8 protein-coding genes, 1 tRNA gene and 1 pseudogene are annotated in these 13,010 nt (G+C 46.9%); 7 read left to right on the top strand and 3 right to left on the bottom strand.

Annotated features, from left to right (window positions below; genetic code table 11):
- Positions 1-108: 108 nt before the first annotated feature.
- Together ACT6PV_RS13545 and ACT6PV_RS13540 are read right to left on the bottom strand one after the other, a co-directional pair.
- A pseudogene (locus tag ACT6PV_RS13545) lies at positions 109-831 on the bottom strand (tyrosine-type recombinase/integrase); the annotation flags it as partial.
- 103 nt (positions 832-934) lie between these two features.
- Positions 935-1,024: transfer RNA gene (locus ACT6PV_RS13540), tRNA-Ser, on the bottom strand.
- Between the two features lie 120 nt (positions 1,025-1,144).
- Here ACT6PV_RS13540 and ACT6PV_RS13535 point away from each other — a divergent pair.
- A complete protein-coding gene (locus ACT6PV_RS13535; protein ID WP_445116808.1) occupies positions 1,145-3,025 on the top strand; it encodes a potassium transporter Kup in 1,881 nt (626 codons plus the stop codon).
- Between the two features lie 233 nt (positions 3,026-3,258).
- On the opposite strand, the gene ACT6PV_RS13530 is transcribed toward ACT6PV_RS13535, so the two are convergent.
- Positions 3,259-3,882: an LOG family protein gene (locus ACT6PV_RS13530; protein ID WP_445116807.1), complete on the bottom strand. Its 624-nt coding sequence runs from the start codon at positions 3,880-3,882 to the stop codon at positions 3,259-3,261.
- A gap of 347 nt (positions 3,883-4,229) precedes the next feature.
- Here ACT6PV_RS13530 and ACT6PV_RS13525 point away from each other — a divergent pair, with 347 nt between their 5' ends.
- The 6 genes from ACT6PV_RS13525 to ACT6PV_RS13500 all read left to right on the top strand — a co-directional run bounded on the left by ACT6PV_RS13525 (position 4,230) and on the right by ACT6PV_RS13500 (position 12,626).
- Positions 4,230-5,819 carry a TerC family protein gene (locus ACT6PV_RS13525; RefSeq protein ID WP_445116806.1) on the top strand — a complete coding sequence of 530 codons (1,590 nt, stop codon included), beginning with the start codon at positions 4,230-4,232 and terminating at the stop codon, positions 5,817-5,819.
- Positions 5,819-6,316, top strand: a complete 498-nt coding sequence (locus tag ACT6PV_RS13520; protein WP_445116805.1) for a YchJ family protein — start codon at positions 5,819-5,821, stop codon at positions 6,314-6,316. Before ACT6PV_RS13525 ends, ACT6PV_RS13520 begins: the two co-directional genes overlap by 1 nt.
- Positions 6,317-6,355: 39 nt before the next feature.
- Entirely contained in the window at positions 6,356-7,000 is a 645-nt protein-coding gene (locus ACT6PV_RS13515) for a trimeric intracellular cation channel family protein (RefSeq protein WP_445116804.1), read from the top strand.
- A 39-nt stretch (positions 7,001-7,039) separates the two neighbouring features.
- Positions 7,040-8,359, top strand: a complete 1,320-nt coding sequence (niaP, locus tag ACT6PV_RS13510; protein WP_445116803.1) for a niacin transporter NiaP — start codon at positions 7,040-7,042, stop codon at positions 8,357-8,359.
- A 201-nt stretch (positions 8,360-8,560) separates the two neighbouring features.
- Positions 8,561-10,783 carry a DNA topoisomerase IV subunit A gene (parC, locus tag ACT6PV_RS13505; RefSeq protein ID WP_445116802.1) on the top strand — a complete coding sequence of 741 codons (2,223 nt, stop codon included), beginning with the start codon at positions 8,561-8,563 and terminating at the stop codon, positions 10,781-10,783.
- A gap of 166 nt (positions 10,784-10,949) precedes the next feature.
- Positions 10,950-12,626 (top strand): AMP-binding protein, encoded by a 1,677-nt coding sequence (locus ACT6PV_RS13500; protein WP_445116801.1) that lies wholly within the window; start codon positions 10,950-10,952, stop codon positions 12,624-12,626.
- Positions 12,627-13,010 lie beyond the last annotated feature (384 nt).

Raw genomic sequence — 13,010 nt, 5'->3', positions numbered from 1 at the left:
GCAAATATGAAAGAAATAGTTTTTAAAAAATAAACGCTATAATTCAGATTTAATTATTTTTTTCAATAGCTTATTCAAAAAATGTAGCCCATACCTAAACATATCTATTTAAATAGTTTTATATTTAGGAAAAGGAATGACTTTATTCCTCAAACCATCAATAAAATCAGACCAATCCTGCATCATCTTGATACGGTAGTCTAGGTGTTGAGCGTGGTTGTAAGCTTGAGAAACGGCATTACCCACTCTATGGGCAAGTTGGATCTCTATCGCATCATGCATATAACCTTGTTCATGTAAGGTTGTAGAAGCAAGCCCACGGAAGCCATGTCCTGTCATCTTACCGTTATACCCCATTGTACGAATTACGCATAAAAGAGCATTACTGCTCATAGGCTTAGCTGTACTGTGATTATAGAATACGTATTGCTTGTTTCCTGTAAGAGGGCGTAATCCCTCTATTAACTCGATTGCTTGTTTCGACAAAGGAACAATATGTGGTTGAGCCATCTTCATTTTATCAGCAGGTATACGCCACAATTTAGTTGCAAAATCAATTTCATCCCATTCCATCATTCTAAGTTCAGCAGTACGTACGGAAGTTAAGGTCATCAACTGAATCGCTGATTTAATCATTGTATTACCATGATAGCGATCCATACGCTCAAGGAATAGCGGAAACTCTGAAATATCCAAACGGGCCATATGCTTCACTTTACGAGGCTTTAAGGCATCATGCAGGTGAGGTGTTGGGTCATTCTCAATCATTCCTTTACGAATGGCAAAACGAAAAATACCTCCAGTCAGAGGAATTGAGCGTTTAGCCATCTCAGGATTCAATAGGGTAAATTGGAAAACATAAGGCAATAAAAAGGCTTAAACCCTTAAAATTTAAGCCTTTTAGAATTCCACGAGACATCGCAGGAATGAATCTTGGCGGTGAGAGAGGGATTCGAACCCTCGATACGCGCAAACGTATACACACTTTCCAGGCGTGCTCCTTCAGCCACTCGGACACCTCACCAAGGCCAGCGATAATAACCGGAAAAATCAATTCTGCCAAGCTGAAACAATAGATTTAAAGCAAAAGTTTTTCGCTGGTGCTATGATTGCGCAAAAATAGTGTCCAGTACGAAGACGAAATATGCAAAATACCGCAAAAAAAGCTGCATTGCCTGCGATTACCCTGGCCGCGCTGGGGGTGGTGTTCGGTGATATTGGAACCAGTCCATTATATGCCCTGCGCCAGTGTTTTCTGACCGCACACATTGCCATTACCGATGCAACAGTGCTTGGCATTCTGTCGCTGATCTTCTGGTGCATGATGCTGACCATCAGCTTTAAATATGTCACTGTGATCATGCGCGCGGACAATAATGGTGAAGGTGGGATTATGTCCCTGCTGGCCCTGAACCTTCGTTCAACCCGGATTGCCGAAAATAAAAAGATTTATCTGGTGGCACTTGGTTTTATCGGTGCCTCACTTTTTTTTGGTGATGGTATTATTACCCCGGCAATCTCTGTGCTTTCAGCGATTGAGGGCTTAAGCGTTGCAACACCGGTATTCAATAAGTGGCTTATGCCGCTGGCGATTGGTATTCTGACCGGATTGTTCCTGATCCAGCGACATGGGACCGGGACCATGGGAAAACTTTTTGGTCCTGTAACACTGCTGTGGTTTCTGGCCATTGGTGCAGCCGGTATTTTCAGTATTTTGCAGACGCCTTTTGTTCTGACCATGGTCAGTCCGCACTGGGCATTCAATTTTGTGTCCCATCAGCCGTATATCGCTTTTCTGACGATGGGTGCAGTGATCCTGACCATGACCGGTGGTGAGGCGCTGTATGCCGATATGGGGCATTTTGGACGGATACCGATTAAACTGGCCTGGTTTGTGATTGTATTGCCCTGTCTGTTGCTCAATTATGCAGGACAGGGCGCATTGCTGCTGCGTGATCCGAATGCCATAGAAAATCCGTTCTATCTGCTGGTGCCGGACTGGGCTTTATATCCGATGATCGGCCTGGCGACAGCAGCTGCGGTCATTGCCTCTCAGGCGGTTATTTCCGGTGTGTTCTCCATGGTTAATCAGGCGATCCAGCTGCGTTATTTACCGCGTCTGACCGTACATCACACCTCCGATGTGGAACAGGGGCAGATTTATATTCCTTTCATTAACTGGGTGCTGTTTGTTTCAGTACTGATACTGATTTTACTGTTTCACAACAGCGCCAATCTGGCCAGTGCATATGGTGTCGCAGTGACCATGACCATGTTGTGCGGGACTATTCTGATTTCAGTGCTGGCCTATGGTCTATGGCGATGGCCCGTCTGGAAAATTGCATTGTTTGCGATTCCATTTCTGTTGCTTGATCTGATTTTTGTGGCATCCACGTCACTGAAAATTGCAGCGGGTGGTTGGGTACCTATTCTCATTGGGGTTATTGTCTGTATCATTCTCATGACATGGAAGGATGGTCGTGCCATTGTGCTGAAACGACTGGCTAAGGATGCTCTGCCAATGGATTTGTTCATTAAGAGCGTCAGCCGGAGCCATGAATCACTGACCGTTCCCGGTGAGGCCATTTTTCTGACGGCAACGCCGGATATTGTCCCGCATGCGATGCTGCATAATATTAAGCACAATAAAGTGCTGCATGAGCGGAATATACTGGTGACCGTCATGACCCGTGATGTACCCTATGTTCCGACCATTGAGCGGGTCCGGGTGGAAAAAATGGATGATCGTTTTTACCGGGTTTTTATTTATTATGGTTTTAAGGATCAGCCCAATGTTCCGGATGCCCTGCAACTGGCTTATGATCAGCTCGGTTTTGAAATGGACATGATGCAGATGAGCTTCTTTATTTCCCGTGACCGTTTAATTCATACCGTTGGAGATGGAATGGCGCCGTGGCGTGAGAAACTATTTATTTCCATGCAGCGTAATACCAGTCCGGTCAGTGATTTTTATCAGATTCCACCGAACAGGGTGGTGGAGATGGGCAGTCAGATTGAAATCTGAGTCATTGTGGCGCAGAGGTCAGTCAGGGACCGTACATGCGTATTTTAAAAGTCAGTGATTTCGGTCACTGACTTTTTTATAAAGGGCCCGTTTTATAAAGGCCTGGATGTATAAAAACTAGGTGAGTTTGCCTGAACTGGAAGCGGCCATGTGAATTCCGGCCAGCTGGCCGGCACAGATGTCTGATGCGAGGGTTTGGAAGGGTTGAACGGACAGAGATTTAAATTACGACTTTAAATCGCAAATTGCCGGGGACTTTTCATGTTGTCAAGGGCATTCAGAATCTGATCTGCATGGTTGCATACAATGATCTTGGCCCGGTGCTGAGGCGGCAGAAAACCCTCCTGAACGGCATGGTCCAACTGAGCAATCATATGGTCATAAAAACCGTTGACGTTATACAGCATCATAGGTTTTTGATGCTGATTCAGTTGTCCCCAGGTCGCGACTTCCAGAATTTCCTCAAAAGTTCCCAGTCCACCCGGCAGCGCAATGAATGCATTGGCACGTTCCGCCATCATGGCTTTACGTTCGTGCATGGTCTGCACAATATGCAGTTCGGTTAAATTACCATGTGCAATTTCATAATCCAGCATAAACTCCGGAATGACCCCGACCACCTCACCGCCGTATTCAGTGACTGTATCTGCAACCTGGCCCATCAGTCCGATACTGGCACCGCCATAAACGATACCGAAGCCATGTTCAGCAATGCTTTGTGCCAGATAAATGGCTTTTTCCCTGTAAACCGGGTTATTGCCGGGGCGTGAGCCGCAGTAAAGTGCTATCAGGGATTGTGTGGCTTTAATTTTAATGTCTCTGGATTCGCTGGTCATCTGTATGGGTGCACTGATCATAATGTTTTCACCTTAAACCTATCACGTTCTTCTGCATTTCACTACTCTAAGTCACAAATATGACAGCGCTGTGGGGATTCAAATACAGTTTGCAATGTTTTGTAATGTGGGTGTAAAGAATGGAAATACGACTACGGAAGCACATAAAAAAAGATGAATTTGCTGGAAATCTTGCCTATACTGATCAGCAGGTTTTACAACAAATGAATGAACATGGGTAGTGGTTGTCGTCGCTCCGAAAATACACAATCTTCTGAAAGTATAAAATTTCAATATGATCTGAAGCCATCCTTCAGATTTCAGGCATTCAAAAAACAATATTCAGATCTTCTGCTGGAGAAGGGACCATGATACTGGAATGGATGTCGGACCCTTCAGCCTGGGTAGGCCTGGCCACCCTGGTGGTGCTGGAAATTGTACTGGGAATTGATAACCTGGTATTTATTGCCATTCTTGCCGAAAAATTACCGCCTGAACAACGCAATACAGCACGGATTGTGGGACTGCTGCTGGCGCTCTGCATGCGTATGGTGTTACTTGCGTCCATCGCCTGGGTGGTGACACTGACTGCACCGCTGTTTCATATTTTTGAGCATCCATTTTCCGGACGGGATCTGATTTTACTGTTCGGCGGGGCATTCCTGCTGTTCAAGGGAACCATGGAACTGCATGAACGTCTGGAAGGTGGTCAGCAGCTGAAAGAAGAAAATCCGGTACACGCGGCATTCTGGATGGTGATTGTGCAGATTATTGTGCTGGACGCAGTATTCTCACTGGACAGCGTGATTACGGCTGTCGGCATGGTCAAGGAGCTTTCGGTGATGATCATTGCCGTGATTATTGCGGTCGGTATTATGCTGTGGGCATCCCGGCCGTTAATGGACTTTGTCAATAAGCATCCAACCGTGGTGATTCTCTGTCTTGGCTTCCTGATGATGATCGGTTTCTCGCTGATTGTGGAAGGTTTTGGATATCATATTCCAAAAGGCTATTTATACGCGGCAATCGGTTTCTCTGTGCTGATTGAATTCATGAATCAGACCATGCGTAAAAATCAGGAAAAAATGGTGACTACTACCGATCTGCGTTTTCGGACGGCTTCTGCAGTATTGCGCATGCTTGGCGGTAAAAACACCGCTAATTCTGATGCTCAGGGCAAGCAGTCTGAAGATGTGCTGGCCACTCAGGCACTGGCCGATGAAATGTTTGATCCGGGAAATGGGATTTATCACAGCGTGATGGTGCAGGGTGTACTGGGATTATCTGAACGTCCGGTAAAGTCGGTAATGACACCGCGCCCTGAACTGGAGTGGATTGACCTGGATGATGACTCGATCAGCATCCGGGAACATCTCATGTCAATGACACATTCCCGTCTGATTGTGGCGCACGGTGAACTCGATAATATTGCCGGCATTGTGCCGACGCATAAAGTACTGAATGATTATATTGAAACCGGTGTACTGAATTTTGAAAAGCATCTGCGTGAACCGGTGATTGTGCATGAAAATGCACAGGTGCTGATGGTCATGGAACAACTGCGTCAGGCGCCGTTACAGATGGCAATCATTTTAAATGAATATGGCTCCATTGAGGGCATTGCCACGCCGATTGATGTGCTGGAGGCCATCGCCGGAGAATTCCCGGATGAAGATGAGCTGGAAGCTGCGGCGGAAAGTCTGGCAGATGGCTCATTGCTGTTGGAAGGTTCAACGGATATCCGTCATGTTTCGCTGTTGCTGGGGTGTGATCTGGTGGATGAATCGGAGCAGTATTCGACCTTGTCCGGTTATTTACTGTCGCATCTGGGCCGGTTGCCTGAAAGTGGGGAAACCCTTGAAGCAGATGGATATCGTTTTGAAGTGGTGACTATGGATGGTCATAAAATTGAGAAAGTACATATCATGGCGTTAGCGCGCCCCGGTGATGATGCGTAATGGCTGATCCGGCCTGTCCATGTGGTTCAGATGAACTGGTCAGCTATGTGGATTGCTGTCAGCGTCTGCATTCGGGCCAATCCATGGCTGCAACAGCAGAGCAGCTGATGCGCTCCCGTTACTGTGCCTTTGTCAAACATCAGGTGGATTACATTGTCCAGACCACAGCCACGGGTCAGCAGCATGGACTGGATCGTTCAGCACTGGAGCAATGGAGTGCTGTAAATCAGTGGTTAAGGCTTGAAGTGGTCAGCGTGCGGGGCAAACTGGATAAAACGCATGCATCGGTTGAATTCAGGGCACATTATCATGATGGTGAACAGTTGAGGGTTCATCATGAAGTGTCATATTTTGTCAGGCAGGGGGCGACGTGGTATTTCCTGGACCCGACCCTGGCGCTGCAGCTGACCATGAAACAACCCTGTCTTTGTGGTTCCGGCAAAAAATTTAAACAATGCTGTGCACAATATTTATTGTTTCCATCAGAAATATCTTAGAATAGCGCGCATCTTTTACCCATCAGTGGATTACAGGCCATGTTGCTCACGGTGATCTATATCATTGCAATTACAGCTGAAGCCATGACCGGTGCCCTGTCGGCCGGCCGGCGCAGCATGGACTGGTTCGGTGTGGTACTGATCGCGTGTGTGACGGCACTGGGCGGCGGTTCTGTGCGGGACGTGCTGCTTGGGCATTATCCGCTGACCTGGGTGAAGCATCCTGAATATCTGGTGCTGACCTGCTGTGCTGCTTTTTTTACCATTGTGATTGCCAAATGGATGCGCCATTTGCGTTCCATTTTCCTGTTACTGGACGCACTGGGACTGATTGGTTTTACCATCATTGGCTGTCAGATTGCTCTGCAGATGGGACACGGTTTTGTGGTTTCTGCAGTGGCGGGTGTGCTGACCGGTGTGTCTGGCGGTATTTTGCGGGATATTCTCTGTAATGATGTTCCACTGGTATTCCGCCGTGAACTTTATGCCAGTATTTCCTTTGCCGCAGTTATTTTTTACTGGTTCTGTATTCAGATTGGGCTGGCACTGGAAATCACCGTCATGTCCACCCTGGTTTTTGGTTTTCTGCTGCGCTGTGTGGCTATTTATTTTGGGCTGGAAATGCCTAAATTCATTTATAAAGAAGATGATACCGATTCAGCATCTTCAACCGATGCACATTAACTGATATAAGCATAGTTATAACCCTGACGAGTCCGGCGTATGGATTTAGTTTCACGTATACAGCGTTTACCCATTGGCAGGTTTCATTATACCCTGCTGTGGGTCATTGGCCTGGGGTGGATGTTCGATGCCATGGACACCGGGCTGATTTCCTTTATTCTGACGAAAATGGCTGAAGAGTGGCAGATGACGCCCGCAGAAAAAGGCTGGGTGGTGTCCATTGGTTTTGTCGGTATGGCTATTGGTGCAGTCTGTTCCGGTGGTCTGGCAGATCGCATCGGGCGCCGAAGTGTATTTGCAATGACGCTGGTGATTTACAGCATCGCCACGGCTTTATGCGCCTTTGCCCCGAATTTAAGCTGGTTGCTGATTTTTCGTTTTATTGTCGGACTGGGGCTGGGCGGCCAGCTGCCGGTTGCCGTGACGCTGGTCAGTGAATATATTCCGGCGCAGGTCCGTGGCCGTTTTATTGTGCTGCTGGAAAGCTTCTGGGGGCTGGGCTGGTTGCTGGCGGCATTGATCGCCTGGTTTGTGATTCCGGATTATGGCTGGCATATTGCATTTCTCATCGGTGGCCTGCCGGCAATTTATGTATTCATCATTCTGAAAAAAGTACCTGAGTCGATTCCATATTTAATTAACCGTGGCCGGATTGATGAAGCACATGCCCTGGTCCAGCGCATTGAACGTCAGTGTGGGGTTGAGGTCATTCAGCAGATTGAAGTCAAACCGGTGGCCGCCAGCCAGGATGTTTCATTTTCTCAGTTATGGTCTGCGGCATTTGCCCGGCGGACCCTGATGCTGTGGCTGATCTGGTTTGGTATTGTCTATTCCTATTATGGCATTTTCACCTGGCTGCCCAGTCTGCTGGTGGCGCAGGGTTATAGCATTGTGCAGTCCTTTGAATATGTATTGGTGATAATTCTGGCACAGTTGCCGGGTTATATTGCTGCGGCATGGCTGGTTGAAAAACTGGGACGTAAAGCCACGCTGTCCGGTTTTATTGGCATGTGCGCTGTATCTGCATACTTTTTCGGTCAGGCCAATACTGTCATGTTGATTATGATCTGGGGCTGTCTGATGTCATTTTTCAATCTGGGGGCCTGGGGAGTTTTATATACCTACACGCCTGAGCAATATCCTGCCAATATCCGGGCTTTTGGTTCCGGCTGGGCCTCTGCCATTGGCCGTATGGCGGGCATTGTCGCCCCATTGGTGGTGACGCAGATGATGGCCATGCAACATGGATTCAGTGCGGTATTCATGATGTTTACTGTGGTACTGCTGGCAGTGGCGCTGATTATTGTGGTATTGGGCGAGGAAACAAAAGGCAAAACGCTGGAATCCATTGGCCTGTAAAATATGTCTGGGATTTGATGGGCCGGGTTGATCATTGTCCTGAAAATAGCTATTTTTACGACACGAGACACAATATGTCGCAGAGTATGGCAGGTTACTGTAGTAGCGTGTAGAGTATAGCCAGGCCCGCTGGTGCAGTCTGATACTGCAATTCAGGATAAGCACTGATAAAAACCCATTCATTCAGGATAAAAGGTTGTTATGACAAGCCTTGTACATCATTCCACAGAAAACCGCTCTGTCGCAGAATTTACTGAACAGGCTTATCTCAACTATGCCATGTATGTGATTATGGACCGTGCATTGCCGCATATCAGTGATGGTCTGAAGCCGGTGCAGCGCCGCATTGTCTATGCCATGAGTGAATTGGGGCTCAAACACAGCGGCAAGCCGAAAAAATCTGCACGGACGGTTGGTGATGTACTGGGTAAATATCACCCGCATGGCGATTCGGCATGTTATGAGGCCATGGTGCTGATGGCTCAGCCTTTCAGTTACCGCTATCCGTTTATTGAGGGGCAGGGTAACTGGGGTTCACCGGATGACCCGAAATCATTTGCTGCAATGCGTTATACCGAAGCCAAGCTTTCACAGTACAGTGAAGTGCTGTTATCTGAACTGGGGCAGGGCACCTGTGACTGGCAGGACAATTTTGATGGTTCAATGAAAGAACCGGTCAGTCTGCCTGCGCGTGTGCCGAATATCCTGTTGAATGGTACGACCGGTATTGCTGTGGGCATGGCCACCGATATTCCACCGCATAATCTGCGGGAAGTGGTCAAGGGCACCATTGCCTTAATCCGCAATCCGAATTTAAGCGATGAAAAAATTGCAGAATATATTCCTGCACCGGATTTACCGACCCGGGCTGAAATTATTACTGCACCGGATGAATTGCTTAAAGTTCAGTCCTCCGGGCGTGGCAGTTATCGTATGCGGGCGGTTTATCGCATTGAAAAAAATGAAATTGTAATTACCGATTTACCTTACCAGGTTTCCGGTTCACGGGTGATTACCCAGATTGCTGATCAGATGCTGGCAAAGAAATTACCACTGGTCAGTGATGTGCGGGATGAATCTGATCATCAGAATCCAACCCGGCTGGTGATTATTTTACGTTCCAGCCGTATTGATGCTGAAGCAGTGATGAGCCATTTGTTTGCCACCACGGACCTGGAATCCAGCTATCGGGTCAATATGAATATGATTGGTGCGGATGGCCGTCCGCAGGTGAAATCAATCCGCCGGATTTTATTGGAATGGATTGAAATCCGTAAAAATACGGTGACCCGTCGTCTGCAATATCATTTAAATAAAATAGAAAAACGTCTGCATATTCTCGCAGGTTTAATTATTGCCTATCTGAATATAGATGAAGTAATCAGAATTATTCGTGAGGAAGATCAGCCAAAGCCTGTTTTAATGTCGCATTTCAATATTGATGACATTCAGGCGGAAGCCATTCTGGAACTCAAGTTGCGTCATCTGGCAAAACTTGAAGAAATGGAAATGCGCCGTGAGCAGGAAGAACTGGAGGCGAAAGCTGCGGTGATTCGTGAACAGCTGGGCAACCCTGAATCCTTAAAAGCATTAATTATTGATGAACTGAAGGATGATGCAAAGAAATTCGGTGATGATCGTCGCTCTCCAATTGTACAGCGTGCTGAAGCCACTGCAATCAGCGAGCAGGATTTAATGCCGGCTGAGCCGGTTACTGTGGTATTGTCCGAAGCGGGATGGATCCGTTCTGCCAGGGGGCATGATGTTGATGCGGAACATCTGAACTATCGTGCAGGGGATCAGTATTTAAGCCATGCGCAGGGCAAATCCAATCAGAAAGTGTATGTACTGGATGAAAGCGGGCGCAGTTATGCATTGGCCATCAGCAGTTTACCGTCTGCACGGGGGCTGGGCGAGCCGCTGAGTTCAAAACTTGCACCTGCCAGCGGGGTTGGCTTTATTCAGGTGCTGATTGCCGAGGATGACAGTGAAGTGGTCGCCGTCAGTTCTGCAGGCTATGGCTTTAAAACGCAGGCAAAACAACTGGAGACCAGCGCAAAAGCCGGCAAATCCTTCCTGACAGTGGCAGACAAAGCACATGCGCTGGCGCTGAATAAGGTGAATGACGGGACTCATCTTGCCATACTGAGTACGGCAGGGCGCTTGCTGATTATTGACCTGACGGAGTTACCGGTCCTGAATAAGGGCAAGGGAAACAAGTTGATACAACTTGAAGCCAAAGAACAGATTCTGTCCTTAACTGTATTGAAATTAAATGAAATTGTTCAAGTGGTTGCAGGATCACAACAGCTGAAAATCAAGGGTGATGATCTTCAGAAATATATCGGTAAAAGGGCAACCAGAGGGCACTTGTTACCACGGGGATATCAAAAAGCCAGTAAACTGTTTATTCAGGGGAAATAATATTGGCAGGGACAATAATACTGGCATCCGTGGGCTGAAATACGTTATAAATGGTGGGTATTCAGAATTATGGATATAATGTTGGACACAAAGAACGCAAACAAATTATGTTCGACATTGAAAAGCGGTTTAAAACCCGGGATTATTGACAGGAGAATATGGCATTATGGAAAAGATCTGGCTCGCTGAATACCAGAAGTATGGGATTCCAGAAACAATAGAATTACCGTCTGAAAACACATCACTGATTGATGTTTTTGAGCGTAGTTTTCGGGACTTCGGTTCACGTGATGCATTTATCTTCATGGATAAATCTATATCTTTCAGTGAGCTGGAGCATGAGAGCCGTAAATTTGCCACTTACCTGCAAAGCCTGGGGCTGGCAAAAGGCAGTCGTGTGGCGGTGATGATGCCAAATGTATTACAGTATCCTGTAATTACCCTGGGCGTGTTCCGTGCAGGTCTGATTCTGGTCAACGTTAACCCTCTGTATACAGCACGTGAACTTGAACATCAGCTGAATGATTCCGGTGCTGAAGTATTGGTGATTATTGAAAACTTTGCTTCTGTTTACCAGTCACTTGCGGGTAAAACTTCTGTGAAGCATGTTGTGGTCAGTTCAGTGGGCGATATGCTTGGCATGTTCAAGGGGACGCTGGTCAATTTTGTGTTACGCACAGTGCGCAAGCAAATTCCAGCCTGGAATATTCCTGGTCACATCAAATTTAATGCAGCAATGTCCGGTGTGAATCCAGGCAACTATAAACGTCCGGAAGTGATGCTGAATGACACCGCACTGCTGCAGTATACCGGTGGTACGACTGGGGTTGCCAAGGGCGCAGAACTGACGCATCGTAATCTTGTTGCAAACCTTTTACAGTGTGACGCACTTTTCCAGGAAACATTCGGCACAAGCGGCGAAAGTTCGGCCGATGAACGGGTGTTCTGTGCGTTGCCGCTTTATCATATTTTTGCATTCATGGTCTGTGCGCTGTATGGCATGTATACCGGCCGCGCCAATGTTCTGATTCCCAATCCGCGGGATTTACCGGCAGTGGTTAAGGAGTTGCGTAAACATCAGCCAGCTTTTTTCCCGGCAGTGAATACATTATTCAATGCATTGGTGCACAATGAAGAGTTCAAACAGCTGGATCACAGCAAACTGAAAATGGCTATGGGTGGTGGTATGGCGGTATTGCCTTCAACTGCCGAAGCATGGAAAAAAATTACGGGAACCACCATTATTGAAGGTTATGGTCTGTCGGAAACCTCTCCGGTTGCCACCGCCAATCCACCAACTGCTACAGAGTTCAGTGCCACCATTGGTATTCCATTGTCTTCAACTGAGGTTGCCATACTGGATGATGATGGTCACTTTATGCCGGTGGGTGAGCAGGGTGAGATTTCAATTCGTGGACCTCAGGTCATGAAGGGTTACTGGAACCGCCCGGATGAAACTGCAAAAGTGATGACGGCAGATGGTTTCTTCCGTACCGGTGATGTCGGCATCATGAATGAGCGTGGTTTTACCAAAATTGTAGACCGTAAAAAAGACATGATTCTGGTTTCAGGCTTTAATGTATACCCATCTGAAATTGAAGAAGTGATTGCAGCACATCCCAAAGTATTGGAAGTCGCCGCAATTGGGGTGCCTGATGAAAAATCCGGGGAAGTGCCTAAACTGTTTGTGGTGAAGAAAGATCCTTCTCTGACCACGGAAGAATTGCTGGCCTATGCAAAAGAAAACCTGACCGGTTACAAGCGTCCGCGTTATGTTGAGTTTATGGACGAATTGCCAAAATCCAATGTCGGCAAAATCCTGCGTAAAGATTTACGTAAGTAAGCAGGATGTCCTGAGCTGTTTTGATCCGCTTCCGGACGGGGAGTTAAGTCGGCAGTTTGTATAAAGAAAAGGCTGAGTTCTGTATCGCAGGGCTCAGCCTTTTTAATTGCTGATTTTTGTCATGAATTCGGATTAACGTGTTGTATAGTCAAACCACCTCATTATTTATACATGTGATTTGATTCAAATTATTAATTATAAATGAAACTTATATTTTTGTATGAGCTTTTAGAAACTATTGGTTACCCATTAGTTTTTGTACTTTTGAATCATGGATGGTTGTCCTGCCGTTGGCGGACTTGCGCTGCAAACAAAGCTGTGCTTTGTTTGCAGCGCAAGGTTTGGCATCCCCTACGCAAACTTATTTAAACTTTCAAAGCAAAA

The sequence above is a fragment of the Acinetobacter sp. WZC-1 genome, from assembly GCF_052544965.1.
This window is presented reverse-complemented; position numbering and strand designations above follow the sequence as displayed.

Excerpts from the sequence above, each read along its gene's own strand:
- ACT6PV_RS13525 (WP_445116806.1), top strand. The coding sequence starts at position 4,230 with ATGATACTGGAATGGATGTCGGACCCTTCAGCCTGGGTAGGCCTGGCC.
- ACT6PV_RS13520 (WP_445116805.1), top strand. The coding sequence starts at position 5,819 with ATGGCTGATCCGGCCTGTCCATGTGGTTCAGATGAACTGGTCAGCTAT.
- parC (WP_445116802.1), top strand. The coding sequence starts at position 8,561 with ATGACAAGCCTTGTACATCATTCCACAGAAAACCGCTCTGTCGCAGAA.
- niaP (WP_445116803.1), top strand. The coding sequence starts at position 7,040 with ATGGATTTAGTTTCACGTATACAGCGTTTACCCATTGGCAGGTTTCAT.
- ACT6PV_RS13530 (WP_445116807.1), bottom strand. The coding sequence starts at position 3,882 with ATGATCAGTGCACCCATACAGATGACCAGCGAATCCAGAGACATTAAA.
- ACT6PV_RS13515 (WP_445116804.1), top strand. The coding sequence starts at position 6,356 with ATGTTGCTCACGGTGATCTATATCATTGCAATTACAGCTGAAGCCATG.
- ACT6PV_RS13500 (WP_445116801.1), top strand. The coding sequence starts at position 10,950 with ATGGAAAAGATCTGGCTCGCTGAATACCAGAAGTATGGGATTCCAGAA.
- ACT6PV_RS13535 (WP_445116808.1), top strand. The coding sequence starts at position 1,145 with ATGCAAAATACCGCAAAAAAAGCTGCATTGCCTGCGATTACCCTGGCC.